Origin of the sequence: Nocardioides sp. NPDC087217 (assembly GCF_044744805.1) — a bacterium.
In the GTDB taxonomy this organism is placed as follows: Bacteria; Actinomycetota; Actinomycetes; order Propionibacteriales; family Nocardioidaceae; genus Nocardioides.
On record NZ_JBIUZB010000010.1, the window covers coordinates 1 to 25,636 of the forward strand.

Sequence of the window (25,636 nt, forward strand, 5' to 3'; positions counted from 1 at the left end):
GCGTCAGCCGGCGGCCGAAGGCCGTCCTTTACTCCGGACGGCGGCGAGAACACCCTCCTCGAAAGGGTCGGCGGCAAACCCCAACCACAAAACACAGCAACTTCAGCGCGTCGCCACGATCTCCCCACCCCGAACACTCAGATCCCTCTGCTCAACCCTCCCGCGAGACTTGTGAGTCCAGATCGTCACAGTCGTCGCCTGCTTCTCGATCCTCACGACCGAGCACGGCACATAGTTCGCCCGGATGGCATCGGTGAGCCACGGCTGCGGCGTGTGCAGCGGCATCGTCTCGATGATGACCGGGATCGAGCCGTCCTCGAGCTGAGGCACCAGCACGTCTTCGTACTGCGCGAAGTCGTAGTGGAACAGGTAGTAGGGCGTCGGGTTGGTGATCTCGAGGGTGTCGTAGAGCTCCAGATAGTTGGGCATCACCAGCGCCTCGCGGGTGCCACCGCTGCAGCGTTCGTACTCCGGGCCCGCCCAGCGGGTGATCGCGTCGGTCACCTGGAACGACTTCGCGTCGCGGCGCATGTCGTTGAGATGGTCCACGGAGGCGAGCGCCGGCACGCAGCCGAGCACGACCAGCGCGCCGGCAGAGACAGCCGCAACGGCACCACGCAGGAACGTCGATCCGAGGACCGCACCCGCGACCGCCAAGGCCACGAGCAGTACGGCACCGGCCATGCTCTGCAGGCCGAAGCCGATCCAGAGGGTCGCGGCAGCCCACAGAGCGCCGGCCGCGGCGAGCGGTAGCGCGATCGCCGGCGCTCGCACCCCGACTGCGAGGGACGTACGGCGCTCGTAGAGCTCGGCCACCGCCAGGACGACGGCGAGGAGGACGAGGGCTGAGACGGTGGTGGTGTGGGGGTTGTCGACGCGCCGGATCGGGACGACGACGAGGACCAGTCCGGCCAGCGCGACCAGCCGGGTGGAGTCCGAGATCCGCTGCCACACCAGCGGCACGAAGGGGATCAGCAGCGCGAACGGGTAGAGCGCCAGGATGAAGAAGCGTCCCGACTCGGTCGGCAGGTCGAAGAAGTTCCACACGGCGTACTGCGAGCCCTCGTGCGTCTCGGTCTGCCCGAGGATCACCTGCCGGTTGAAGTCGGCGAAGGAGAGCCCCCACACGAGCTTGTACGCCACCGCCTGGACGACCAGCCCGAGCACGAATCCACCAGCCAGCTGAACACAGTTGAGGATCCGGGTGCGCCAGGACGCCGAGCGCCGGGCGAACAGCTCGAAGAGCCCCGAGGCACCGGTGAGGAGCACGGCCAGCTCGACGTACTGCCAGAAGACGAGGGCCGGGAGGAGGATCCGCGCGGCCGCGGCCAGGCGTGGGCGTGACTCGAGCCAACCGGTGGGCAGCAGGACGAAGACCCACAGCAGGCAGATCGTGTACTTGATGTGCAACGGGGTGGCCAGCAGGAGCACCCCGAGCGCGAGCGCGATCATCACGGCCGGGTGCAGCCGCAGACGGAGGCCGATCGCGGCGGCGAGGACCGCGCCGAGGCCGGCGCCGAGCAGGCGGCCCCAGAGGAAGTACCAGACCGTCGGGCTGCCGCCCGCGATCGCGTAGAGCGCCGCGTTGACCCAGAACGAGCCGGCGTTCCAGCCGTGCTCGAAGTCGACCAGCGGGATCGCGCCGTGGGCGGTGATCTCGGCCAGGTGATACTGCGCGCCGAAGTCCTGGGTCAGGAACGAGCCGTTCTGGGCGCCGACCGAGTAGGCCGCCCAGACCAGCGCCACGACACAGACCCCGGCGAACGTCGCCCACCTGATGATCCCGACCGGCTCGGTGTGATCAGTTCTCGAGTCCCCAGGTGACGCCATGACGGCGACCCTATGAGAGCGGGCGCCCGGCGTGGATGATCCACGCCGGGCGCCCGTGATGACGTGGGTCTCAGCCCTTCGTCAGGACCGAGGTGCGCTCCGGGTAGGGCAGGGTCGGGGTGAGACCGGCGTGGATGGTCTCCTTCATCCCCGAGGCGGCGATGGCCTCGACGTAGCGCTTGCGGCGGCTGTTGTCGAAGACGATGATCCCGCCGGGAGCCAGCCGGTCCTTGGCCTTCTCCAGGCACGCCTCACGGGCACGCCCGTCGATCACCACGAGGTCGAACTCGCCGTCGACGTCGTCGATGGAGTTGACGTACGCCTCGAAGTCGAGGCCCGCGTGGCCCTCCTTCTGCGAGGGGATGACGGGGTTGTCGCTGGCGACCGGCTCGATGACCCGCAGCGAGATCTTCTCCTCGCCGGCGAGCTCGGCCTGCATCATCTCGCCGAAACCCTTGTGGTGCTCGACGGAGTGGATCTCGTCGGCGCGGCGGGAGAGCCAGATGGTGGAGGCGCCGGAGCCGTACTCGTAGATCCGGATCGGGCGCTCACGCTCGCTCAGCCAGGCGTCGACCGCGGCGATCGCGTCGTAGGTCCACCACGGCACGTCGAGCTTCGCCATCGCCAGTGAGTCGTAGACCTTGGTGAGCGAGTGGGCCCAGTGACGCCAGCGCTGCTCGACCGGCGGCGCGGTCTCCTTCGCGAGTCCCGTCTTCGTCAGCCCGCGACCGACGGCCTTGAGGGAAGCGGCATAAGACTGCTTGGCCAAGGAAAGCGGGGAACGGCCTGAGGTGGACATTGATCTCCAGGAAAAGGATTGTCGGGGTAGCCCAAAGGAACTGCCCAGTGAACGATACCGGCGAACCGTGCCCCTTACTCGGAACGTTCTGCCAAACGCTTGGTGAGTCGTGCGACAACATCCGGCGGCAGGAAAGCCGACACATCCCCACCGAAATGGGCCATCTCCTTGATCAGCGAGGAGGAGACCGCCGCCCAGCGCGGGTCGTTGAGCAGGAAGACGGTCTCGACGCCGGTCATGTGGGCGTTCATCTGCGCCATCGGCGCCTCGTACTCCAGGTCGGGCGCCCCGCGGAGCCCCTTCACGATCGCCTGGGCGTCGATCTCGACGCAGAAGTCGGTGACCAGACCCGTGAACCCCTGGACCCGTACGTTGCCCAGCGGAGCGGTCACCTCGGTGATCATCTCCATCCGCTCCTCGGGTGTGAACAGGCGCTTCGACTTCGACGGGTTGACCCCGACGGCGACGACGACCTCGTCGAACATCGCCGAGGCGCGAGTGAAGATGTCGAGGTGGCCGAACGTGGGCGGGTCGAACGAACCCGGGCACACCGCACGACGCGTCATTGTTTCTTCTCCCATTCGATCAGTTCGGCCGGTCAGCCCAGCCCGTCAGTCCAGCCAATCAGTCCGGCGCGTGGCCGTACCAGAGCGTGGTCTCGCCGTACTTCTTCGACTTCTGGTCGGTGAACCCGTCGGGCCAGACCGGTTCGGGGCTGCGTGCGGACCGCTCGACGACTACCAGGGCGCCCGGCACCAGCCAGCCGTGCTTGACCAGCAGCGCGATGTCCTCGGAGACGGCGTCGTCGGAGAGCGGGTAGGGCGGGTCGAGGAAGACCAGGTCGTAGGGTGCCGGCGGTGGCGTCACCAGGGTGCTCGCCACGGTGGCCGCGACCACGTGGGCCCGCGGGAAGCCGAGCTCCTTCGCGTTGGAGCGGATCACCCCGGCCGTACGCCGGTCCGACTCGACCAGGGTCACGACCCCGGCGCCCCGGGACCATGCCTCCAGCCCGACCGCGCCGGTGCCGGCGTAGAGGTCGAGGAAGCGCAGCCCCGCCAGCGATCCGTAGGACGACTCGATCGCCGAGAAGAGGGCCTCGCGGACCCGGTCGGTGGTGGGACGGGTCCGCACCCCCTTGGGAGCGAGTAGGCGTCGCCCTCCGGCGACGCCTCCGATGATCCGAGTCATTGGGACACCTTAGGACTTTTCCAAGTAGTCGGCGGAAGCGGACTCCTCGATCTCGGTGACCCGCTCGGCCAGGAGCGGCGCGGTCGCGAGCTCCGGGTCGGCCTCGAGCAGCGCCTCGGCCGCCTCGCGCGCCTCCAGGATCGTCTCCTCGTCGCGGAGCACCCGCAGGCTCTCCAGGCTCGATCGGCGGCCCGACTGGGAGGCGCCGAGCACGTCTCCCTCGCGGCGCTGGTCGAGGTCGACCCGGGACAGCTCGAACCCGTCGGTGGTCTGGGCGACGGCGTCGAGGCGGGTCCTGGCCGGGGTGCCGGCCTCGGCGTGGGAGACCAGCAGGCACAGCCCGTGCAGCCCGCCACGGCCGACCCGACCGCGCAGCTGGTGGAGCTGGGAGACGCCGAAGCGGTCGGCGTCGAGGATGACCATGGTGGTGGCGTTGGGTACGTCCACGCCGACCTCGATCACAGTGGTCGCGATCAGCACATCGATGTCGCCGGCGGCGAAGGCGCTCATGGTGCGCTCCTTCTCCTCGGCGGGGAGCTTGCCGTGGAGCTTGGCGACGCTGAGCCCCTGCAGCGGACCGGTGGTCAGCTCCCCGGTGACCTCGTCGACGGCGGAGAGCTGAGCCGGGGCGGCCTTGACCTCGTTGCCGTCGGCATCGAAGTCGCGCTGGTCGCTCTCCCCCTGCTCGGACTCGTCGCCGCTGATCCGCGGGGCGACGACGTAGACCTGGTGACCCTTCTCCACCTCCTCCTTGACGCGTTCCCACACCCGGGCGATCCACGCGGGATGCTCCACGAGCGAGACCAGGTTGGTCTGGATCTCGGCGCGTCCGGCCGGGAGCTCGGTGAGCGTGGAGACCTCGAGGTCCCCGAACACGGTCATCGCGACCGTGCGCGGGATCGGCGTCGCGGTCATCACCAGCAGGTGCGGCGGGGTGCCGGCCTTGTCGGTCAGGGCGGCCCGCTGCTCGACGCCGAAGCGGTGCTGCTCGTCGACGACGACCAGGCCGAGGTCGTCGAACATCACCTGGTCCTGCAGCAGGGCATGGGTGCCGACCACGATCCCGGCCTCGCCGGTGGCGATCCGGCTCAGCGGCCCCTTGCGCTGGGTCTTGGTCATCGAGCCGGTGAGCAGCTCGACATGGGTCTGCTCCTGGTCGCCGGCGAAGAGCCCGCCGGCCAGGCCGCTGGCGGCCAGATCACCGAGCATCGCGGTGATCGAGCGGTAGTGCTGCTGGGCGAGCACCTCGGTCGGCGCCAGCAGCGCGGCCTGGCCTCCGGAGTCGACGACCCGCAGCATCGCGCGCAACGCGACCAGCGTCTTGCCCGAGCCGACCTCACCCTGGAGCAGGCGGTTCATCGGGTGGGGCTGGGCCAGCGCCGCCTCGAGCTCCTCCCCGATCTCCTCCTGTCCCTTGGTGAGGGTGAACGGCAGCCGCTCGTCGAAGGCCTCGAGCAGGTGGTGGACGCCGCCGGTGCGGGCAGTGGTGCCCAGCGCCTGGAGCGCCCGTCGCCGGCGTCCCAGCACCAGCTGCAGCCCGAGCGCCTCCTCGAACCGGAAGCGGCGCTGGGCGCGCTGGACGTCCTTGAACTCATGGGGTGCGTGGATCAGGTCCAGAGCGTCGCGCAGCCCCGGAACGGCGTACGTCTCCCGGAGCTGCTCCGGGAGCACGTCGGTGACGTCCTCGACGACCTGTCGAGCGAACCGCACCGCGCGCATCACGTCCCAGTGCTGGAGCCCGGCGGTGAGCGGGTAGATCGGGAAGAGCTCGGTCAACTCCTCGACCGCCATCTGGTTGTCGGCCGCCTCGGCGGCGTTCTCGGAGTCGGACGGGTCACCGAAGACGACCATCTGCGGGTTGGCCAGCTGCCACTCGCCGCGGAACGACCCGGCCTTGCCGACGAAGACGCCCCGGACGCCGGGGGCGAGCACGCCGCGGCGCCACTCGGCGATCCGCTGGGACTTGGAGAAGAAGGTGAGCTGCAGGTCGGCGGTGCCGGCCTTGAGCTGGGTCTCGACGCGGAAGGCGGGCCGGCCGGTGCGGCGGTCGGTGTGCTGCCGTACGACGCTGCGGACCACCTCGCCGAGCACCGTGAGCATCTCGCCCTCGTGTAGCTGCGGCGTCTGGCTGAGGTCGGCGGTGCGCAGGTAGCGCCGCGGGAAGTGGTAGAGCAGGTCGCCGACGGTGCGCAGCCCGAGACCCTTGGTGAACTTCGTGGCGTGCTTGCTGTTGCCCAGCACGGCCTCGATCGGCGACTCGAGGGTGATCGGCACCGTCTCTTCTCCTCTACTCCACCGACATCAGGAGGGGGTAGCGCTCCTGGCCTCCGTCGTACACCATCACATCAACGGCCGGATGGTTGGCAGCCAGCCACGCCGCGACGGCGCCGGCGAGCTCGCCCGTGGGGTCCTCGAGGCCGGAGACCAGCGTCACCAGCTCGCCGCCACCACCGATGAGCCGGGCGAGCACGTAGGTCGCACACACCTCCAGGTCCTGGCCGACCTTGACGAAGTCTCCGTCGAGCACCCCGAGCGCGTCACCCGGCATACACGGCCCAGCCATGGTAATCGCTCGGGTGTTCGAGATGGTGACCGCGCCATGCCGCGCGTGTCGCGCGGTGGCGGTCATCTCCAGCACGTCCTTGTCGAACTTCCGGCCGGGCTCGTGGACCGCGATCGCCGCCAGCCCCTGCACCTGGCTGCGGGTCGGGATCACCGCGACGTTGATGTCGAGGTCGTCCTCGGCGGTGCGGGCCGCGGCCTCGGCCGACTGCCGGGTCGGGGCGTCGTTGGGGAGCACGATCACCTCGTCGGCGCCGGAGGCGGTGATCGCCTCGAGCAGCTCGGAGGTCGTCGGGCGCCGGTGCGGGCCGCCCTCGATCACGATCGCGCCGGCACCACGGAAGAGCTCGGCCAGACCCGGCCCGGCCGCGAACGCGATCACCGCCCGACCGCCGCGGGTGGCATGGCGATGGGCCTGGCCGGCGATCTGCTCGGCGAAGTGGGTCACATGGATCCGGTGGGGCCGCCCGGCGTTGATCCCCGCCTCGATCGCGGCCCCGACGTCGTCGACGTGGACATGGACGTTCCAGATGCCTTCGCCACCGACGACGACCAGCGAGTCGCCCAGCGGCTGGAGCCGTTTGCGGAGGTCGGGGATCGCGGCGTCCTCGGCGTCGAGCAGGTACATCACCTCGTACGCCGGGCCGCCGGGCTCCAGCGCGTGGCCGTCGGCCGCGCCCATGCCGGTCTGGATCGGGATCGGGATGTGCGGGGTGCCCGCCATCGGCTTCTGCGGGCTCGGACGGCGTCCGGTCAGGGCGGTCTCGAAGGCGTCGAGCAGCACACAGATCCCGCGGCCACCGGCGTCGACCACTCCGGCAGCGGCCAGTGCGGGCAGCTGTTCCTGCGTACGGGCAAGCGCGGCGCGGGCCGCGCTTGCGGCGACTGACATCACGTCGCTGGTGCGGGCAGCCTCGTCGATCTCGACGCACGCCTCGGCCGCGTCCGCGGCGGCCCGGAGCACGCTCAGCATGGTGCCCTCCTGGGGCTCCCCCACCGCGGCGTACGCGGCGTTGCCGGCACTGCGCAGCGCGTCGGCGAATACCGTGGCGGTGCGCTCGTCCTCGGTGGCCTGGATCAGGCGGCGCAGCAGGGCCCCGATCATCTCGGCCAGGATCACCCCCGAGTTGCCGCGGGCGCCCAGCAGCGCGCCGCGCGAGAAGGCGCGCAGCCCCTCACGCCAGTCGGGACCGGTGAACTCGCGCAGCCGGTCACGGGCAGCGGCGATCGTGAGGTAGAGGTTGGTGCCGGTGTCGCTGTCGGGCACCGGGAAGACGTTGAGCGCGTCGATCTCCTCGCGGTGCGACGCGAGCGCGTCGGTCGCCAGGTCGCCGAACCGGCGGAACAGATCGAGCTTGACCTCGGCCACGCTGCCCTCCCTACTCCTCGACACCCTGCATACACCCAGACACCGTGACGCCGGACACACTTCCCGGTATCGCGGCCCCCAGGGTAGGCGGTGCCTGGGTACGGGGTAAACGACGGGTGAACAAATCCGAGGCTGCAGCAAAGACACGAGCGAGTAACAACTTCTACCGAGTCATCCCCTGCGGCGGTGACGATCCATCCCTAGTGTGGAGGTTCCCCAACGCCGAAGGACTACGGATGTCGATCCCGACCCCGACCCCACGCGCGAAACGCGTCAACGAAATCTTCGACTTCTCGGCCGGGCGCGGCCTCGAGATCGGACCCCTGCACCAACCGCTCGTCCCCCGAGATGCCGCGGAGGTCTCCTACCTGGACCTCTATAACCGCGACCGGCTCTACGAGTCGTACGCCGAACATTCCCGGGTGAACCACGACACCATCCCCGAGATCGATTATCCGATGTGGGACGGCACCCGGATGCGTACGCTCGAGGAGGCCGCCAAGGAGGGCGCCCCGTTCGACTGGGCGCTGGCCAGCCACGTCGTCGAGCACGTTCCCGACCTGGTCGGATGGCTGGCGCAGGTCGAGGCCGTGGTCGCTCCCGACGGGGCCCTCGTCCTGGTCGTCCCGGACCGGCGCTACACCTTCGATGCCCATCGCCCGCCCACGACGATGGGTCAGATCCTGCAGGCGTACGAGGCCGGTGACACGATCCCGTCGGTGCGCGCCGTCTTCGACCACCACCGGTCCGCGGTCAACGCCGACGCCAAGCGCCTCCACCACCGCGGGCCGAGCGAGGCCGAGACCTGTATCCACGACCTCGGCTACACCAGGGCCCAGGTCGAGCGCGCCCGCCGAGGCGAGTACGTCGACTGCCACGTGTGGACCTACACCGACCGCTCGTTCCCCGAGATAATCGCCGAGCTGCGCCGCCTGGGGCTCACCGGCTGGTCGGTCGAGTCCCTCCTGCCCGTGCCCGAGAACGACATCGAGTTCTACGTCGTCCTGCGCCGCGGCCTCTCCCCCGATCTCCCCGCGGTGCCCGCGATCCCCGACTGGGTCGAGCACGGCCTCGAGCTGCGCGACGAGGTCGCCAAGCTCCGCGAGGTCGTCGCCGACCAACGGCGGCGGCTCGAGTCCCAGCGCAAGCAGCTCGCCGGCCAGCGCGCCGAGATCGACGATCTGCGCGGGTCGAAGCGGTGGAAGCTGGCCACCGCGCTGGCCGCGCCGCTGGACAGGTGGCGGGATCGCCGCTCGGACGACTGACGATTTCGCCGGGCACAGCCGGACGGGCTACGCTTGTTCGGTTGTCTCGGCAGGGCAGCCGTTCATCGCGCCCGCCGACACTATCCAATCGACCTCGATCATCTATTCAACCTCAGGAGTTCACGGTGGCTGCCGTCTGCGACATCTGCGACAAGAAGCCGGGCTTCGGCAACAACCGGCCGTGGTCCAAGAAGGCGACCAGGCGCCGCTTCGACCCCAACATCCAGCGCGTTCGCGCCGTCATCAACGGCACCCCGAAGCGCATGAATGTCTGCACGACCTGCATCAAGGCCGGCAAGGTCGCCCGATAGGTAGATAGCACGAAGGGCCCCGCGGCAGCGCGCAAGCGCTGAGCGGGGCCCTTCTGCTATCTACCCGGAGCGCCGAGTCGGCGCAACTGCACGCCTTGGAGCGAAGCGAAGCGAGCGAGGCGTGCGGTTGCGCCGACTCGGCGCAAACCCAACGCAAGCCAGACGGAGAATCAACCCCGGACACGGACGCCCAGCCTCAGAAGTGCGTCCACCCCGTCGACCCCTCATAGACCTTCCCGTCAACCGTGACCGCCTCCCCACCCGGCTCGCCGATCGTCCCGATCACGACCCACCCATCCGGCAGTTCGACATCAGGCGGGAACGCGGCCAGCAGCGAGTGGTCCTCTCCCCCACTGAGCACGAACGCGAGCGCATCAGCACCGGTCGCCGAGGCGACCGCGTTGAGCTCGTCGGGGATGGTCAGCGCGGCGGTGTGTACGTCGATGGAGACCTCCGAGGCATCGGCGATGTGCCTGGCCTCGGACAGGAGCCCGTCGGAGACGTCGATCAGCGCCGAGGCACCGGCCGCCGCGGCGGCGGGGCCGGCCGCGTACGGCGGTTGTGGGCGGCGGTAGGCGTCGACCAGCACCCGCGGTGACCGGAAACCTCGCTTGAGGATCGCCAGGCCGGCCGCGGCCCATCCCTGGCGACCACACAGCGCGAGTACGTCGCCTGGCTCCGCGCCCGAGCGCAGGACCGGCGCCTGGGCGACCGCGCCGATGGCGGTCACGGAGATGACGATCTGGTCGGCGCCGGTGATGTCACCGCCGACGACGGAGGCCCCGACCAGCGCGCACTCCGCGGCGAAGCCCTCCGCGAAGTCGACGGCCCACTCGGCCGGAAGGTCCGAGGGAAGGGCGAGCCCGAGGGTCATCGAGTGGGCGACGCCACCCATCGCGGCGATGTCGGCGAGGTTCTGGCCCGCCGCCCGGTGGCCGATGTGGGACGCCTCGGCCCAGTCCCGCCGGAAGTGGCGGCCCTCGACGAGCAGGTCGGTCGAGACCACCACGTGACCCTGCTTGACCCGCACCAGCGCGGCGTCGTCGCCGGGGCCGACCAGCACCTGCTCCCCCTGGGCGAAGTGCTTGGTCATCTCGGTGATCAGCCCGAACTCACCGATGTCGGCGAGCGTCGTGTCCCTCGGAAAAGCCATGGCTCCATCCAACCCTCCTCGCCACGCGCGGAGATACCGGGACACGCATCACACTGTCTTATCCCCAGGGTCGGTGTAGGTCGATCGATAGATAACGCGATAGGTTACTTGCCTGACGTTGTGCCAAGGAAGGCACGGAGAACAGGAGCAGCACCATGGTCGTACAGGCGTACATCCTCATCCAGACCGACGTCGGCAAGGCCGCTGAGGTCGCCACCGAGATCGGCAAGATCCAGGGCGTGACCCTGGCTGAGGACGTCACCGGTCCGTACGACGTGATCGTCCGTGCCGAGGCCCGCAACGTCGACGAGCTCGGCAAGCTGGTCGTGGCCCGCGTCCAGAGCCTCGAAGGCATCACCCGCACCCTGACCTGCCCGGTCGTCCACATCTGAGATTCCGAGCCTTGTCCGGAGCTTGCTCCGGACAAACGCGAGGAGGTCGAGCGAGCACGCGGCTGAGCTTGCGAAGCCGCGACTGCGGGTCGAGACCCGCGTTTCCAGTAACTCTTCCGCCGTCTGTTAGAACGAACTCATGAGCACACCTCCCCTTTCCGGACCTGTCGCCGTCATCGCCGGCGGGCTGAGCCACGAGCGCGACGTGTCGCTGGCCTCTGGCCGCAACCTCGTGCGCGAGCTGTCGGCGCTGGGCGTGGAGGTGGCCGCGTACGACTTCGACCGGGCGCTGCTGCACAACCTCGAGCGCGACAAGGCGGTCGTGGCGCTGCCGGCTCTGCACGGCCAGTTCGGTGAGGACGGCGAGATCCAGACGCTCCTGGAGCTGATCGGGATCCCGTACGTCGGCACCGTCTCCACCTCCTGCCGGGTCGCGTTCGACAAGACGGCTGCCCGCGAGCTCCTGCGCCGCGGGGGCATCCCCGTGCCGGACTCGGTCTCGCTGTCGTCCACGACGTTCCGCGACGTCGGGGCGCCGGTGCTGATGGAGCACGTCATCTCACGGTTGGGCGAGCGGGTCGTGGTCAAGCCCTCGCGCGGCGGCTCGGCGCTCGGCGTCACCGGCGTCGACGGCCTCTCCGCCCTTCCCGCGGCCCTGGTCAAGACCTACGCCTACTGCGACGAGGCGCTCATCGAGCGCTTCTACGCCGGCATCGACGTCTCCGTGGTCGTCCACGAGACCGACGAGGGCGTCAAGCCGCTGACCCCGATCGCCATCGACTTCAGCAAGGGCCACGAGTTCGACTTCGCGGCGCGCTACACCGCGGAGTTCGTCGGCTTCGGCCGCCCCGACCTCCCCGACGCGCTGCTCGCCGAGCTCGGCGAGACCGCCGTACGCGCCCACGAGCTGCTCGGCATGCGTGACATCTCCCGCACCGACTTCATGGTCACCCCCGACGGCAGCTTCGTCGTCCTCGAGGTCGCCATCACCCCCGGCGCCACCGAGACCAGCGTCTTCCCCTTCGCCGCCAAGCACGACGGCACCTCGATGGGCGAGGTCACCCTCGCCCTCCTCAAGCGCGCCCTCTCCCGCTGAGGCCCGCCGAGTCGGCTCGTCCTGACGTAAAACCACGCCGAGTCGGCGCGTTAGAACGCGCCGACTCGGCGTGGTTTTCGGTCAGCGTGCGCCGACTCGGGCTCAGCTCAGGCCGGTGAGCTTGCCGGCGATGCCGCCGGCGGCCTTGAGGGCGACGCCCTCCTCGAAGTTCCGGGTGACCTGAGGGATGTGCTTCTCGGCCTCGGCGATGGCGCTGGTGAGGACCTCGGAGGCAGGGGTGTCAGGCCACAGGTAGAGCGAGAGGGCGCCGGGGATGGAGTTGACCTCGTTGATGTAGACCTCGCCCTTGCCGTCGGAGAGGAAGTCGATGCGGAGGATGCCGGTCAGGCCGGTGAGCTCCACGACACGTACGGCCAGGTCCTTGATCTGCTTGGTGACCGACTCCTCGACCTGCGCCGGGAACTCGCGCGGGGAGGAGGAGAGGCCGTCGGTGTGGACGTACTTGGCGGAGTAGTCGTACATCTTCGCCTCGCCCGAGCGCAGCGGACGCTCGACGTCGCTCACCGCGACCTCGGGCGCGGTGCGCACCGAGGCGTTGAGGTCGAAGAGGTCAGGACGGTACGGCTCGACGACCGCGCCCGCACGCAGGTGCGGAGAGGTGTTGAGGAGCGCCAGGCCGGTCTCGTAGTCGTCGACGACCTCGATGCCGATCGAGGAGCCGCCGAAGCGCGGCTTGACGATGTAGGGGCCCTCGAAGGACGGGGCGGCGTAGCGCGAGAGCAGCTCGCGCTGGAGCGACGGAAGGCCGGCATTGAGCATGACCGCGCCGAAGGCGAGCTTGTCCATGCCGAGCGCGGCAGCTGCCGGGGTCGCGCCGGTCGCCTTGAGGCCGGCGAGCTCGAAGAGCCACTGGATGCCGCCGGCCTCGCCCGCGCCGCCGTGGAAGGCGGAGAGGATCGGGCCGGTCTCGAGGCGCTTGCCGCCGCCGAAGCCACCGACGGTGTAGAACCCGTCGCCCTTCTCGGTGCCGAGGCGGAACTCGACGGCCTTGGAGCCCTTCGGCTCGCCGCCGAGGAAGTCACGCGCCTCCTGCTTGGCGGGCACCAGGAACCACTTGTCGGAGCGCGCCCAGTAGAGGCACGTCACCTCGACGCCGGCACCGGAGAGGACCCGCTCGGCCTGCAGGCCGGTGAGGATGCTGATGTCGTGCTCGGCGCTGGGACCGCCGAAGACGATGGTGGCCTTGGTTACGCTCATGGTGAAAGCTCCTGGGGGTCCTACGCGTAGTGGTCGGGGAGGTCGTTCTCATACAGCACCACGTCGCCCTCCTTGGCCGCGGTCAGGGCATGATCCGCTGCCGCCTTACGGCTCTCGAACGCAGTGGTTCGCGCTGGCTCCCCCGAACGCAGCGCTTTTCGGTTGGTGCGACCGACGATGCACAGCCGCATCTTGTCGGAGGCCGTCGCAGCCTGCGCGAACTCGATGTTGCGCGCGGCCTGCTCGGTGCCCAGCTCGACCATACCGGGCGTGATGGTCCACACCGTGCCCGACTCCCCTGCCAGCCGCTTGGCCTTAGCGAGCGCCGCCGCGGCGCCGGTGGGGTTGGAGTTGAAGGTGTCGTCGATGACCCAGACGCCGCCGGGCGTCTTGTTGGCCTCGGCGCGGTGGGGGGTGCCGGGGACCGACGCCAGCCGCTGGGTGATCGTCTCGATCGGGACATCGACCGCGAGGGCCAGACCGACGGCGATCGCCACGTTGATCGGGTGCCCGACCTCGTCGGGCAGCTGGACGGCGTACGTCTCGCCGTTGATCTGTAGCGCAGAGTCGGTCACCACGACCTCGGCGGTGGTGCCCGGGACGGCGGAGCAGGCGATGACGCGCTTGCTGGCGCGGAGGTTCTCGGCGATGAGCGCGAGCTCGGGTACGTCGATGTTGAGCACGACGGTCGAGGCCTTCGGGAGGATCTCCGACTTGGCCTTCACGATCGTCTCGCGCGACTTCATCCGCTCCAGGTGGGCCTCGCCGATCGTGGTGATGGCGGCGACCTCGGGCGGGAAGATCTCGGTCAGCTCGGCGATCTCGCCGGGGCCGTAGGTGCCCATCTCGGCGACGAAGATGTCGGTTCCGGGCTGGAGCCGGTCGTTGACCGCGCGGGAGAGGCCCATCGCGTTGTTGAAGCTCGCCGGCGAGGCCAGCGTCGACCAGCGGCCCTGCATCAGGTGGGTGGCGTAGTTCTTCGTCGAGGTCTTGCCGTAGGAGCCGGTGATCGCGACGATCCGCGGGTTGACCTTTTTGATCGTGGCGGCCGCCTGGACCTGCCACTTCTTCGCCATCGCCTTCTCGATCGGCCACATGATCGCCAGCGCGGCCTCGGCCAGCGGGACGGCCAGGATCGGGAGCAGGCCGGCGGCGGCCGGCACGACCAGTGCGATCACCAGGGTGACGATCGCATGCAGCACGAAGAGCACACCGGCCAGGCGCTTGACGCGGTCGGTCCACACCAGCCGCTTGGCCCCGGTGAAGCTCATCCCCACCGGCCAGCCGATGAACAGCAGCGCGCCGACGAGCGCGCCGTAGGGCAGCACGAACGAGGCCAGGCAGACCACCACGACCGCGCCGAGCAGGATCGCCTCGACCGGGCGTGCCTTGATCCAGATCCACTCGATCGCGAACAGCCGCGTCGGCTCGTAGTGCTCACGCTGAGCGACGCGCAGCCAGCGGTAGTAGGAGACCAGGGTCAGCGCGGAGGTGACCAGGACGATCCACATGCTTCTTCTTCAGCCCCTCAGATTCAGTTCGTACGAAGTTCGTCGATGGCGCCTCGAAGGCTCTTGACCAGCCCCGCGTCGAGCAGGTGCGCGGAACCGGGGACGATCTCCAGGGTCGCGTTGTCCCCCAGGATCTCCATGGCCTCACCGGGCATCCAGACCGGTGCGGCGGTGTCGTTCTCACCCCAGATCAGGCGGACCGGAAGTTCCTTCGGGATGGCTGCCAGCTGGTCGCCGTAGGACTCGTTGACGACCTTGACGAAGATGTCGCGGATGATGCCCTTGGCGTTGCGGTAGTCGGTCGAGCCGTACTTCTCCCGCAGCGCCTCCATCCTGGCCTCGGGGATCAGCCCCTTGGAGTGGAGCCATCGGCCGATCCGGTAGGCGAGCTTGGGCTTGCCGCCGGTCTTCGGGCGGAACAGCGGTACGCCGGTGAGGACGATGCCGCGGACGAGCTCCGGGCGGGTCGCGGCGAGCTGGACGGCCACCCGGCCGCCGAAGCTGTGGCCGACGAGCACCGGGCGGTCGAGACCCTCGAGGATCTGGGCCAGCCACTCGGCGTACTCCTTGCTTCCCCAGGCCTCATCGGGAGCCGGGGTCGCGCCGAAGCCGGGCTGGTCGAGCGCGAGAGCGTCCAGGCCCTCGAGCGTCGAGCCCCAGTCGCTGCGGTTGCGGGCCCAGCCGTGCAGGGCCACGACGGTGGCAGCATCCTTGCCGTGCTTCTCACCGAAGGCACGTCCATCCAGCAGGGTCGTCAACACGGCCGCAACCTTATCCGGGACCATGCCCTGACCCGTAACCGCGCGGCGCGTGAGCCCGGTTGTCGAGCGGGCAATAGGGTCGAAGTCATGGATCACAAGCCCGCCACGATCGCCGTCCACGCCGGGCGGCCGGCCCACGAGCCCGACCAGCCGCTCAACGTACCGATCACGATGGCCTCGACCTATGTGGCCGGCGGCGACAAGGAGTACGGGCGCTACACCAACGACGCGTGGGTGGCGTTCGAGGAGGCGCTCGGGCAGCTCGAGGGCGGTCGGGCGCTGTCGTTCGCCTCCGGGCTCGCGGCGATCGCGACGCTGCTCGACCTGGTCAACGACTCGGTGGTCGTGGCGACCGAGCAGAGCTATCTGGGGACCATCGGCCAGCTGGCCGACCTCGAGGGGCGCGGCCGGTTGACCGCACGCCTCGCGGACTTCTCCGACACCGCCGCGGTCGTGAAGCTGCTCGAGAAGCTCGACGGCGAGGTCGCGCTGGTCTGGGTCGAGACGCCGACCAACCCGGGGATGCAGCTCGCCGACCTGCCGGCCGTCATCGCCGCCGCGCACAAGGCCGGAGCGCGGGTCGTGGTCGACAACACCTTCGCCACTCCCCTGCTCCAGCAGCCGCTCGCGCTCGGCGCGGACATCGTCATCCACTCGGCCACCAAGTTCATCGCCGGCCACTCCGACGTCGTCATGGGCGCGGTCGTCGTCTCCGACGACACGCTGTGGGACGTGCTCAAGGCCCGTCGTGACCTCCTCGGCGCGATCCCCGGCCCGTTCGAGGCGTGGCTGGCGCTTCGCGGCATCCGTACGCTGCACCTGCGCGTCGAGCGCTCCTCCGCCAACGCGGCGACCCTCGCCGAGCGGCTGTCAGCGCACCCGGCGGTCGCGGAGGTCCGCTACCCCGGGTTCGGTGGCATGCTCGCGGCCGTCCTTCCCACGGCGGAGCAGGCCGACCTCCTGACCCACTCGACCTCGCTGTGGGTCCACGCGACCTCCCTCGGCGGCGTCGAGTCCACCTTCGAGCGCCGTCGCCGCTGGAAGACCGAGTCGGCGACGGTGCCCGAGGGGCTGGTGCGGATGTCGGTCGGAGTCGAGGACGTCGACGACCTCTGGGCCGACCTCCTCCAGGCCCTGGACCGCCTCTGACACCGTCGCTGGTCAGTCGACCGGACTCACCACCAGCGCCGACCCGCCACCGCGTCGCCACGGCTCGGCGGTCGAGGTCAGCAGCCCGTCGGGGCCGATCTCGATCGCGGTGGCCGCGCCGAGCTCAGCGGTCGGGGCGAAGGTGTGTCCCAGCGATGTCAACGGCCCTCCGTACGCCTCGATGAACGCCGGCTCGGCACCTGTGTTCGCCCCGTTGCGCTGGGACACCCGCGGCGCTGCCATGGCCTCGGGCAGGGTCCGGTCGCGCGCGTACCGCTCGATGAGGATCTGGAGCACCGTGGTGATGATCGTCGAGCCGCCCGGTGACCCGACCGCCAGCACGGGCCGGCCGTCGGAGAGGACGATCGTGGGTGACATCGAGCTGCGCGGGCGCTTGTTGGGCTCGATCCGGTTGGGGTCGTCGGCCCGGTAGGTCGTCGAGAAGTCGGTCAGCTCGTTGTTGAGGATGAAGCCGCGGCCGGGCACGGTGATCCCCGATCCTCCGGTCTGCTCGATGGTCAGGGTGTACTCGACGACGTTTCCCCAGCGGTCGACCACGGTCAGGTTGGTGGTCTCGAGGTTCTCGGTGTCCTTCGCGGTCTCGCCCGCGCCTTCCGCGCCGTCGCAGACCCCGTCGAAGTCGTACGCATCACCTGCCGCCACGGGCTTGGGCTGGGCTGCCGCGGGGTCGATGCCGCAGGCCCGCTCGGCGGCGAAAGTGTCGTCGAGAAGCGCCTCGACGGGTACGTCGACGTGGTCGGGGTCGCCGAGGTAGGCGCCGCGGTCGGCAAAGGCGATCGCGCTCGCCTCGAGCAGATGGTGGTAGGCCTCGGTGTTGGTCATCCCGGCCAACTCGTAGCGCTCCAGGATGTTGAGCGCCTCGCCCACCGAGGTGCCGCCCGAGGACGGCGGGGCCATCCCGTAGACGTCCAGGTCGCGGTAGGTCGAGCGGGTCGGCTCGCGGTCGGGGGCGGTGTAGGCGGCGAGGTCCTCGGTGGTCACCCAGCCGGCCGGAACCGGGAGGTCGGTGTCGTCGCTCTTCGGCGGCTCAGCCACCGTTGCGGCGATCTCCGCGGCCAGCGGGCCACGGTAGAAGGCCTTCACGCCCTTGCGTGCGAGCAGGTCGTAGGTCGCGGCGATGTCGGGGTTTCGGAACCGACTGCCGACCTCGGGCGCGGATCCTCCGGGAAGAAATAGTTCGGCCGTGGAATCGATCGCTGCGAAACGTTCCGCGTTGTCGACGGTCTGCTGACGGAAGGTCTGGTCGACGACGAAGCCCCGGCGTGCCAGCCGCGCGGCCGGCTCGAGCGACTGACCGAGCGAGCGGGTGCCCCACTTCCTCAGCGCCTTGTCCCAGGTCAGCGGCGTGCCGGGCACTCCGACCGAGGCGCCGCTGGTGACCATGTCCGGGAAGAACGGATACTCCTTCCCGGTCTCCGGGTCGATGAACGCATCGCGCGGCATCGCGGCCGGCGCCTTCTCCCGACCGTCGATCGTCTCGACCTCGCCGGTGCGCGCGGAGTAGTGCACGAAGAAGCCGCCCCCACCGATACCGGCAGAGTAGGGCTCGGTCACGCCGAGCGCCGCCGCCGTCGCGACCGCGGCGTCGGTCGCGTTGCCGCCCTTGCGCAGGACCTCGAGCCCGACCCGGCTCGCGTCGGCGTCGACGCTGGCCACCGCGCCTCCGTAACCGACCGCGGTGGGCACCTTCGGTGGTGGCGCCAGCCTCTCCTCCGGGGCGGCGGTCGCCCCGGCGTACGGGACCAGGGTGGCCAGCGCCATCGCGCCTCCGGTCAGTGTGGCGACAACTGCAGAGCGGCGTCCGAGCATGGCGATCTCCCAGAGATTGGCGGCTCATCGAACGTACTACTTCGGCGCCGACCTCGAATTACGTTCTGAAATTCCTTAATTAGTAAGGGTTGCTTACAAACAAACCGGCTGCCACCATCGAATGGCGATTCGGGCGCCTGGTGCCCGAGCCAGCCATCACCTCGGAGGTGTCACCATGCATGTCGCCTTGCCCTCACGAAGATCACGCCGCACAGTCGGCCTTCTCATCGGCGCACTCGCCGGAGCGCTCGCCCTCACCGGCACGCTCGTCCTCACCAGCACCCCGTCCAGCGCATCCCTGACGACGGCCGCCGCGCAGCCGACCGCGATCAACGGCTACCGCAACGTCGGCTACTTCGTGCAGTGGGGTGTCTACGGCCGAGCCTTCAAGCTCAAGCAGCTGGAGACGTCCGGGGTCGCCGACGACCTCACCCACCTCAACTACGCCTTCGGCAACATCCACCACCAGACGCTGACCTGCTTCGAGGCCAACAAGGCCCAGGGCGAAGGGCCCAACGGCTCCGACGGTGCCGGTGACGCCTACGCCGACTACGGGATGTCGTACGCAGCCGACGCGTCCGTCTCCGGCACGGCCGACACCTGGGACCAGCCCCTGGCCGGCTCCTTCAACCAGCTCAAGCAGCTCAAGGCGAAGCATCCCGACCTGAAGGTCCTGCTCTCGCTGGGCGGCTGGACCTGGTCGAAGAACTTCTCCCTCGCGGCGGCGACGCCGGAGTCACGACGCAAGCTCGTCTCCTCCTGCATCGACCTCTACATCAAGGGCAACCTGCCGGTCATCGACGGCCGTGGCGGCGCCGGAGCGGCAGCCGGCGTCTTCGACGGCTTCGACATCGACTGGGAGTGGCCGGGCTCGCCCAACGGCAACACCGGCAACCACGTCGACCCGGTCAACGACCGCGCCAACTTCAAGGCGCTGCTGGCCGAGTTCCGCTCCCAGCTGGACGCCCTCGGCTCGACCACGGGCAAGGACTACCAGCTCTCCGCGTTCCTCCCGGCCAACCCGCAGGACATCGAGGCGGGCGGCTGGAACGATCCGGCGATCTTCAACTCCCTCGACTTCGGCAACATCCAGGGCTACGACCTGTGGGGCGCCTGGGACCCGACGCTGACCGGCCACCAGGGCAACCTCTACGCCGACCCCGCCGACCCGCGCCCCGACGGCAAGCGGTTCAGCGTGGACGAGTCGGTCCGGGAGTACCTCGACGCCGGCATCTCCCCGGCCCAGCTCGGGCTCGGCATGGCGGCGTACGGCCGTGGTTGGCAGGGTGCGACCTCCTCCGCCCCATGGGGCCCGGCGACCGCCGCGGCACCGGGGACGTACGAGGCCGGCAACGAGGACTACGACAAGCTCAAGTCCCGCGGCACCGACTACTACGACGCCGCGACCGGCGCCGGGTGGCGGTACGACGGCAACCAGTGGTGGAGCTACGACAACAAGCGCACGATCGCCCAGAAGGCGGCGTACGCGATCTCGAAGGGCCTCGGCGGAGGCATGTGGTGGGAGCTCTCCGGTGACCGCCAGGGCGAGCTGATCGGCACCTTCGCCGATGCCATGCGCAACGGCACCGGCGGCCCGGTCGAGGAGCCGGACCCGACCGACCCACCCACCGAGGAGCCCACCGACCCGCCGACCGACCCGCCCGGCGGAGCGGCTGCATGGTCGGCGACCACGGTGTACGTCGCCGGTGACCGTGTCACCTACGGCGGTCACCTGTGGGAGGCCAAGTGGTGGACCCAGGGCAACACCCCGGGCACCGAGGAGTGGGGTCCCTGGAAGGACCTCGGAACGGCCTAGTCCGTCGGTCGAGCCGCCGGAGCCGCTAGGCGGAGGCGTGTCGAGACCAACACGGTTCGAACGCGACTGTGTTGGTCTCGACACCGCTCGCTGGCGCTCGCGGGCTCGACCGGCGAGTTACTCGGTCTCGGCCTTCGTCGGCCGCTCGAGCATCTCGTCCATGATCTCGCTGACGGTCTTGGCGCCGGAGACGACATCGTCGACGTACTGCGCCAGCGGCACGTCGACCCCGACCTTCGCGGCCAGCTCGCGCAGCGAGTGCGACGACTTGGCGCCTTCGGCGACCTGGTGGCTGGAGGCGAGGATGTCGGCGGTGGTCATGCCCTTGCCGAGCTTCTCACCGAACGTACGGTTGCGGGAGAGCGGCGAGGAGCAGGTCGCGGCCAGGTCACCCAGGCCGGCCAGACCCATGAGGGTCATCGGGTTGGCGCCGAGCTGCATCGCCAGGCGTGCGGTCTCGGCGAGTCCGCGGGTGATGAGCGACGCCTGGGTGTTGTCGCCGAACCCCATCCCGGCGGCCATCCCGGTGGAGATCGCGACCACGTTCTTGTAGGCCCCGCCGATCTCGCAGCCGACCACGTCGGTCGAGGTGTAGGGGCGGAACGCGGGCGAGTGGACACGCGCCTGGATCGTCTTGGCGACCTCCTCGTCGGCGCAGGCCACCACACCGGCGGCGGGCTCGCGACGGATGATCTCCTTGGAGAGGTTGGGACCGCTGACGACCGCGATCCGCTCCGGCCCCGCACCGGTGACGTGGGCGATCACCTCGCTCATCCGCTCGAGGGTGCCGAGCTCGACACCCTTCATCAGCGAGACCAGCGGTACGTCCTGGGGCAGGAACGGCGCCCAGTCGGTGAGGTTGGCGCGCAGCGTCTGCGAGGGCGCCGCGAGGACGACCAGATCGGCTCCGTGCGCTGCCTTCTCGATGTCATGGGTGGCGCTGATGTTGTGCGGCAGCTCGGTGCCGGGGTGGTAGTCGGGGTTCTCGTGAGTGTCGTTGATCGCCGCCGCGACCTCCTCACGCCGCGCCCACATGGTCACGTCGTTGCCAGCGTCGGCGAGGATGACCGAGAAGGCGGTGCCCCATGAGCCCGCTCCGAAGACCGCTACCTTGCCAAGCTCGCTCAATTGTCGTCCTTCTTCTTCGTCTTGCGGGGGTCGCCGGTCGCGTTGACGCCGGCCTTCTTCGGGTCGAAGAGTTCGCTGGGCGGCTCCTCCTCCCGGATGTCGGCCACCAGGCCGACGATCGCCTTCATGATCCGGTCGGTCGCCTGGTTCACGACCGCCGGCGTGTGCTCCTGGACCTCGAGGTCCTTCAGGTCCACCGGATCACCGATCTTCATCTGGATCATCTTGCGACCGATCAGGTGCGGCTTGAGAGAGTACGCCGGAAGCAGCTCCTGGGCTCCCCACTGTCCCACCGGGTAGACCGGGGCACCGGTCGCGAGCGCGATCCGCGCTGCACCGGACTTGCCGCGCATCGGCCAGCCGGTCGGGTCCTTGGTGATGGACCCCTCGACGTAGACGACCACGATGCTGCCCTCGTTGACGGCCTTCACCGCCGCATCGAACGCCGACGCACCTGCGGTCCGGTCCACGGGGATCTGCCGGGCGGCCCGCAGGAACTTGCCCAACGGACCCTTGAACAACGCCGCCTTGGCCAGGTAGCTCGGCCTACGTCCGTAGTCCCACACGATGTGCGCGGCGGTGAACGGATCGATCTCGGAGACGTGGTTGAGCGCGAACACCGCTCCCCCGCTCTCCGGGATCTTCTCGCCGCCCACCCACTGGTGCTTGGTGGTGGCGAGAAGGACGGGCTTCACGATGCCGACAGCCACGACCCACGGCCAGCCGAGCTTGCCCTCCTGGAACTTCCGGTACTTTCCCACGCAGGGCAGGCTACCGGGCCGTCTCCGCGTGGTTGTGAGATACCTGTCAGGATCTACCTCGATGCCTGTACCTGCACCCGGTTACGTCGTACTGCTGCCCGTCAAGCCCCCGGCGCGCGGCAAGTCCCGGCTGGTCGGAATCGAGTCGCACGAACGGGCCGATCTAGCGCGCTCGTTCGCACTCGACACCGCCGAGTCGTGCCTGGCCGCCACCGGCGTCGGCGCCGTGCTGGTGATCACCGACGACTCCTACTTCGCCGCCGATGTCGCCCGTCTCGGCGCCGCCGTCATCCCCGACGGGGTCAGCGGCGACCTCAACGAGACCCTCGTGCAGGGAGCGCTCGAAGCCCGGCGCCGCTGGCCGGGGCTCCGCCCCGCTGCTCTGTGCGGCGACCTGCCCGCGCTCCGCTCCGCCGACCTGGACGCGGCGCTGCGCGCGGCGGAGGGGTTTGGGGCTGCGTACGTCGAGGACGCGGCGGGTGGGGGCACCACCCTTTACACCGCGACCCACGACCTGTTCCGGCCCGCGTTCGGGCCCGGATCCGCCGCCGCCCATCGCGACGGCGGCGCCCATCCGCTGGAGGGCGACCTGCACTCGCTACGCCACGACGTCGACACCCTCGAGGACCTCGAGACCGTACGCAGCCTGGGGCTCGGGCCGCGTACGACTCTCGCCTCCGTGCGCGTCGGGAGTCCGGGCTAGGAGTCGCCGGACGGCGTCTCGGCCCCGGTCGTCGGGCTCGTCGATGTTCCGCTCGCGGGAGCCTTCTTCGCCGCGGTCGTCTTCTTCGCCGCCGTCTTCTGCGCGGGAGCCTTCTTGGCCGTCGTCTTCTTGGCTGCGGTCTTCTTGGCCGTCGTCTTCTTCGCGGCCGTCGTCTTCGCAGGGGCGGCTGCGGCGGAGGTCTCCGTCGCCGGAGTCGCGGGGGTCGCCGCGCCTGCGGTGGTGGCCTTCTTCGCCGCGGGAGCCTTCTTGGCCGTGGTCTTCTTGGCGGTGGTCTTCTTCGCCGCCGTGGACTTCGTGGCCGTCGTCTTCTTCGCCGCCGTGGACTTCGTCGCCGTCGTCTTCTTCGCCGCGGTCGTCGTCTTCTTCGCGGGGCTCTTCGTGGCCGTGGTCTTCTTGGCGGCGGTCTTCTTCGCCGGCGCGGTCTTCTCGGCCGCCTGGGCCACCGGGTCCGCAGCGGCCTCGACGGTGGGCTCGGGCTTCACCGGCTCGGCGACCCGCTTGGCGGGCGGCACGACCGGCTCAGCGGCCTTGGTCGGCGCCTTGCGCCCCGGCCGCGGCACCTTGACCTTCGGGACGGAGGGGACCTTGACCTTGCCGGACACCACGTCGGCGACCAGCTTCCCGGCCGTCTCCCGCACCGCGCCGACTACTCTTCCGGCCTGTTTGCTTGCATCAGCTACTCGTTTTCTCACCACGCGATCGACCTTAGGCCATCTCCGGGACTTCCGGACATACCGACGGCATGTGAAAACGGATTGTTCACCTGATCGCTCCTGATTCCGACGCCTCCACGTGGTTACCGTGGAGAGACTCGGGGCACGTCCGCAGCATCGCTTCGACAGCGCAGCCTTCGGGAGACAGGACGAGGAAGGTACGACCATCACCGACGTGCACATCGACGAGGAGCAGCCCACCGTGGTGCTCGAGGAGCCGAAGACCACGGCGAGGCCCAGCCGCGCCGGGATCTTGTTCTCGGCCTGCATCATCCTCGCCCTGATCGCCTCCGTGGCCTGGCTGGCCGTCCACACGACCCGGCTCGCCGAAGGTCGCACCGGCGCCAACGTACCGACGCCGGCGCCACCCGCTCCGACGGTCCGCAACAGCGAGCCGGCCATCCCTGCGACGTACGCCGATCTGCCCGTCGGCCCCGCGACGACCCTGCCCTTCGTGGACCAGGCCGGCCGACTCCAGCTCGGCGCGAAGCCGCAGAAGGTCTTCGGGTCGCAGATGAGCGTGGCCGGCTGGACGGTGCTGATGTACGAGCGCGCCGACAAGCCCGGTCCGGTGTGGATCGCGCGGCGCGGGTCGACCATCCAGGTCCCCGGCCTCTGGACCCAGCCGGTCCTGAGCAAGGACGGCAACCAGCTCTTCGCGCTCCAGCAGACCGACGACGCCGTCTCCGCCCTCGTCGCGGTGGACACCACGACGGGTGAGGAGACCGACCGGCTCGTGCTCGAGGGCACGCCTGCCGCCACCGCGGTCCTCGGCACCGACCGCACCCGGGCCTACTTCCGCACCGGCATCGTGCCCGCCCCGCCGGCGGTGCCCGGCAACTACGGCGAGCTCACCGTCTCCCGGCCGCCGGTGACCGCGTGGGATCCCGGCGAGGCCACCCAGCGGATCTCGCTGCCGCTCGGCTACCAGCAGCTGATCCCGCTGCGGCGCGGCGTACTCCTCCACAACCCCGGCGAGTGGGAGGCCCGCTTCGCCGCCATCGAGGCCGACGGCAGCCTCACCCAGCCCGGCGTCCACGCGCCGCTGCCCGGATCGGTCGCCGACTCCCCCGACGGCTCGATCGTCGCCATCGCCCGCAATCCCAGCGACCCCGGGATGATCAGCTACGGCGCCGAGCGCGGCATCGCGGTCAACATGAGCACCTCCGAGCACATCGACCTGCGCGTACCCGACTCCGTCGAGAAGGTCCGCGTCGCCGGCTTCGAGTCCGACCGCAGCGTCGTCCTCTACACCGCGACCGCCGCCGAGTCCTGGTACCTCCGCTGCTGGGTCGACACCGGCTCCTGCGACCGCATCACCGGCTCCCAGCGTGGCGCCGACGGCCGCCAGATCCGTCTCCCCTAGCCAGCCGAGACGTGAGTTCCGTCGGCCGAAAACGCAGTTGTGGGCGACGAGAGTGCACTCTCGTCGCCCACAACTGACGATTCGATCTAGGCGTGCAGGGTGACCGGCTTGAAGGAGGGCCGGGTCGCCTCGTACGTCGCGATGTCGTCCTCGTGGGACAGCGTGATGCCGATGTCGTCGAGGCCCTCGAGGAGGCGCCAGCGGGTGTAGTCGTCGATGTCGAAGGAGTCCTCGATGGCGTCGGGGCCCTCGCCGGCGCGTACGGTGCGCGACTCCAGGTCGACGGTGATCTGGGCGCCGGGGTTGTCATCGAGGTAGTCCCACAGCTTCTGTACGACCTTCTCGTCGACCTTCGCCGCGAGCAGGCCGGCTTTGCCGGAGTTGCCGCGGAAGATGTCGCCGAAGCGGCTCGAGATGACCACGCGGAAGCCGTAGTCCATCAGCGCCCAGACGGCGTGCTCACGGGAGGAGCCGGTGCCGAAGTCGGGGCCCGCGACGAGGACCGAGGCCCCGGCGTACGCCTCGTTGTTGAGGACGAACGTCGGGTCGTTGCGCCAGGCGGCGAAGAGGCCGTCCTCGAAGCCGGTGCGAGTCACGCGCTTGAGGTAGACCGCGGGGATGATCTGGTCGGTGTCGACGTTGCTGCGGCGCAGCGGCACGCCGGCACCGGTGTGGGTGGTGAACTTGTCCATGA

At 69.7% G+C, this 25,636-nt stretch carries 23 protein-coding genes; 8 read left to right on the forward strand and 15 right to left on the reverse strand.

Annotated elements, in window-relative coordinates:
- Positions 1 to 102: 102 nt before the first annotated feature.
- From ACIO3S_RS27325 to ACIO3S_RS27350, 6 genes are all read right to left on the reverse strand, one after another.
- The gene (locus ACIO3S_RS27325) at positions 103 to 1,830 is read right to left on the reverse strand and encodes a hypothetical protein (protein WP_400469411.1); all 1,728 of its coding nucleotides are present in this window, start codon (positions 1,828 to 1,830) and stop codon (positions 103 to 105) included.
- A gap of 70 nt (positions 1,831 to 1,900) precedes the next feature.
- A complete protein-coding gene (locus ACIO3S_RS27330; protein WP_378820366.1) occupies positions 1,901 to 2,599 on the reverse strand; it encodes a class I SAM-dependent methyltransferase in 699 nt (232 codons plus the stop codon).
- A 104-nt stretch (positions 2,600 to 2,703) separates the two neighbouring features.
- On the reverse strand, positions 2,704 to 3,195 hold the full coding sequence (gene coaD / locus ACIO3S_RS27335; RefSeq protein ID WP_400469415.1) for a pantetheine-phosphate adenylyltransferase: 492 nt from the start codon (positions 3,193 to 3,195) through the stop codon (positions 2,704 to 2,706).
- A gap of 58 nt (positions 3,196 to 3,253) precedes the next feature.
- Positions 3,254 to 3,817 carry a 16S rRNA (guanine(966)-N(2))-methyltransferase RsmD gene (gene rsmD / locus ACIO3S_RS27340; RefSeq protein WP_355230115.1) on the reverse strand — a complete coding sequence of 188 codons (564 nt, stop codon included), beginning with the start codon at positions 3,815 to 3,817 and terminating at the stop codon, positions 3,254 to 3,256.
- A 9-nt stretch (positions 3,818 to 3,826) separates the two neighbouring features.
- Positions 3,827 to 6,091, reverse strand: coding sequence for an ATP-dependent DNA helicase RecG (locus ACIO3S_RS27345; RefSeq protein ID WP_400469418.1), 2,265 nt, complete (start codon positions 6,089 to 6,091; stop codon positions 3,827 to 3,829).
- A gap of 13 nt (positions 6,092 to 6,104) precedes the next feature.
- Entirely contained in the window at positions 6,105 to 7,748 is a 1,644-nt protein-coding gene (locus ACIO3S_RS27350) for a DAK2 domain-containing protein (RefSeq protein WP_400469421.1), read from the reverse strand.
- Positions 7,749 to 7,984: 236 nt separating this feature from the next.
- Here ACIO3S_RS27350 and ACIO3S_RS27355 point away from each other — a divergent pair, with 236 nt between their 5' ends.
- Together ACIO3S_RS27355 and rpmB are read left to right on the forward strand one after the other, a co-directional pair.
- Positions 7,985 to 9,013 carry a methyltransferase domain-containing protein gene (locus ACIO3S_RS27355; protein WP_400469424.1) on the forward strand — a complete coding sequence of 343 codons (1,029 nt, stop codon included), beginning with the start codon at positions 7,985 to 7,987 and terminating at the stop codon, positions 9,011 to 9,013.
- A 125-nt stretch (positions 9,014 to 9,138) separates the two neighbouring features.
- Positions 9,139 to 9,324 (forward strand): 50S ribosomal protein L28, encoded by a 186-nt coding sequence (gene rpmB, locus ACIO3S_RS27360; RefSeq protein ID WP_141803692.1) that lies wholly within the window; start codon positions 9,139 to 9,141, stop codon positions 9,322 to 9,324.
- 196 nt (positions 9,325 to 9,520) lie between these two features.
- Here the strand turns inward: rpmB and ACIO3S_RS27365 are convergent, their stop codons facing one another.
- Positions 9,521 to 10,477 carry a thiamine-phosphate kinase gene (locus ACIO3S_RS27365; protein WP_400469428.1) on the reverse strand — a complete coding sequence of 319 codons (957 nt, stop codon included), beginning with the start codon at positions 10,475 to 10,477 and terminating at the stop codon, positions 9,521 to 9,523.
- Positions 10,478 to 10,632: 155 nt separating this feature from the next.
- Here ACIO3S_RS27365 and ACIO3S_RS27370 point away from each other — a divergent pair, with 155 nt between their 5' ends.
- Together ACIO3S_RS27370 and ACIO3S_RS27375 are read left to right on the forward strand one after the other, a co-directional pair.
- On the forward strand, positions 10,633 to 10,869 hold the full coding sequence (locus tag ACIO3S_RS27370; protein ID WP_091049571.1) for an Lrp/AsnC family transcriptional regulator: 237 nt from the start codon (positions 10,633 to 10,635) through the stop codon (positions 10,867 to 10,869).
- A gap of 139 nt (positions 10,870 to 11,008) precedes the next feature.
- The gene (locus tag ACIO3S_RS27375) at positions 11,009 to 11,965 is read left to right on the forward strand and encodes a D-alanine--D-alanine ligase (RefSeq protein ID WP_141803690.1); all 957 of its coding nucleotides are present in this window, start codon (positions 11,009 to 11,011) and stop codon (positions 11,963 to 11,965) included.
- A gap of 102 nt (positions 11,966 to 12,067) precedes the next feature.
- Here ACIO3S_RS27375 and ACIO3S_RS27380 read toward each other — a convergent pair whose 3' ends face one another.
- The 3 genes from ACIO3S_RS27380 to ACIO3S_RS27390 are packed head-to-tail and all read right to left on the reverse strand — an operon-like array spanning position 12,068 to position 15,455.
- Complete coding sequence (locus tag ACIO3S_RS27380) at positions 12,068 to 13,183, reverse strand: hypothetical protein (RefSeq protein ID WP_160024544.1); 1,116 nt, start codon at positions 13,181 to 13,183, stop codon at positions 12,068 to 12,070.
- 20 nt (positions 13,184 to 13,203) lie between these two features.
- Complete coding sequence (locus ACIO3S_RS27385; RefSeq protein ID WP_400469433.1) at positions 13,204 to 14,694, reverse strand: Mur ligase family protein; 1,491 nt, start codon at positions 14,692 to 14,694, stop codon at positions 13,204 to 13,206.
- Positions 14,695 to 14,717: 23 nt separating this feature from the next.
- The gene (locus ACIO3S_RS27390; protein ID WP_400469436.1) at positions 14,718 to 15,455 is read right to left on the reverse strand and encodes an alpha/beta fold hydrolase; all 738 of its coding nucleotides are present in this window, start codon (positions 15,453 to 15,455) and stop codon (positions 14,718 to 14,720) included.
- A gap of 87 nt (positions 15,456 to 15,542) precedes the next feature.
- On the opposite strand from ACIO3S_RS27390, the gene ACIO3S_RS27395 reads away from it, so the two are divergent.
- Positions 15,543 to 16,604 (forward strand): PLP-dependent transferase, encoded by a 1,062-nt coding sequence (locus ACIO3S_RS27395; RefSeq protein ID WP_350840577.1) that lies wholly within the window; start codon positions 15,543 to 15,545, stop codon positions 16,602 to 16,604.
- Positions 16,605 to 16,616: 12 nt separating this feature from the next.
- Here the strand turns inward: ACIO3S_RS27395 and ggt are convergent, their stop codons facing one another.
- Positions 16,617 to 18,434 carry a gamma-glutamyltransferase gene (gene ggt / locus ACIO3S_RS27400; protein WP_400469441.1) on the reverse strand — a complete coding sequence of 606 codons (1,818 nt, stop codon included), beginning with the start codon at positions 18,432 to 18,434 and terminating at the stop codon, positions 16,617 to 16,619.
- 175 nt (positions 18,435 to 18,609) lie between these two features.
- Between ggt and ACIO3S_RS27405 the strand changes: the two genes are divergently transcribed.
- Positions 18,610 to 20,250, forward strand: a complete 1,641-nt coding sequence (locus tag ACIO3S_RS27405) for a glycosyl hydrolase family 18 protein (RefSeq protein ID WP_400469444.1) — start codon at positions 18,610 to 18,612, stop codon at positions 20,248 to 20,250.
- Between the two features lie 117 nt (positions 20,251 to 20,367).
- On the opposite strand, the gene ACIO3S_RS27410 is transcribed toward ACIO3S_RS27405, so the two are convergent.
- Positions 20,368 to 21,378: an NAD(P)H-dependent glycerol-3-phosphate dehydrogenase gene (locus tag ACIO3S_RS27410; RefSeq protein ID WP_160024550.1), complete on the reverse strand. Its 1,011-nt coding sequence runs from the start codon at positions 21,376 to 21,378 to the stop codon at positions 20,368 to 20,370.
- Positions 21,375 to 22,139, reverse strand: coding sequence for a lysophospholipid acyltransferase family protein (locus ACIO3S_RS27415; RefSeq protein WP_400469447.1), 765 nt, complete (start codon positions 22,137 to 22,139; stop codon positions 21,375 to 21,377). Before ACIO3S_RS27415 ends, ACIO3S_RS27410 begins: the two co-directional genes overlap by 4 nt.
- A 61-nt stretch (positions 22,140 to 22,200) precedes the next feature.
- Between ACIO3S_RS27415 and cofC the strand changes: the two genes are divergently transcribed.
- Entirely contained in the window at positions 22,201 to 22,842 is a 642-nt protein-coding gene (cofC, locus tag ACIO3S_RS27420; protein ID WP_400469450.1) for a 2-phospho-L-lactate guanylyltransferase, read from the forward strand.
- On the opposite strand, the gene ACIO3S_RS27425 is transcribed toward cofC, so the two are convergent.
- A complete protein-coding gene (locus ACIO3S_RS27425) occupies positions 22,839 to 23,501 on the reverse strand; it encodes a hypothetical protein (protein WP_400469453.1) in 663 nt (220 codons plus the stop codon). The two genes, cofC and ACIO3S_RS27425, sit on opposite strands and share 4 nt — an antisense overlap.
- A 163-nt stretch (positions 23,502 to 23,664) precedes the next feature.
- Between ACIO3S_RS27425 and ACIO3S_RS27430 the strand changes: the two genes are divergently transcribed.
- Positions 23,665 to 24,942, forward strand: a complete 1,278-nt coding sequence (locus ACIO3S_RS27430) for a hypothetical protein (RefSeq protein WP_400469456.1) — start codon at positions 23,665 to 23,667, stop codon at positions 24,940 to 24,942.
- Between the two features lie 86 nt (positions 24,943 to 25,028).
- Here the strand turns inward: ACIO3S_RS27430 and leuD are convergent, their stop codons facing one another.
- Positions 25,029 to 25,634, reverse strand: a complete 606-nt coding sequence (leuD, locus tag ACIO3S_RS27435; RefSeq protein ID WP_160024554.1) for a 3-isopropylmalate dehydratase small subunit — start codon at positions 25,632 to 25,634, stop codon at positions 25,029 to 25,031.
- Between the last annotated feature and the right edge of the window lie 2 nt (positions 25,635 to 25,636).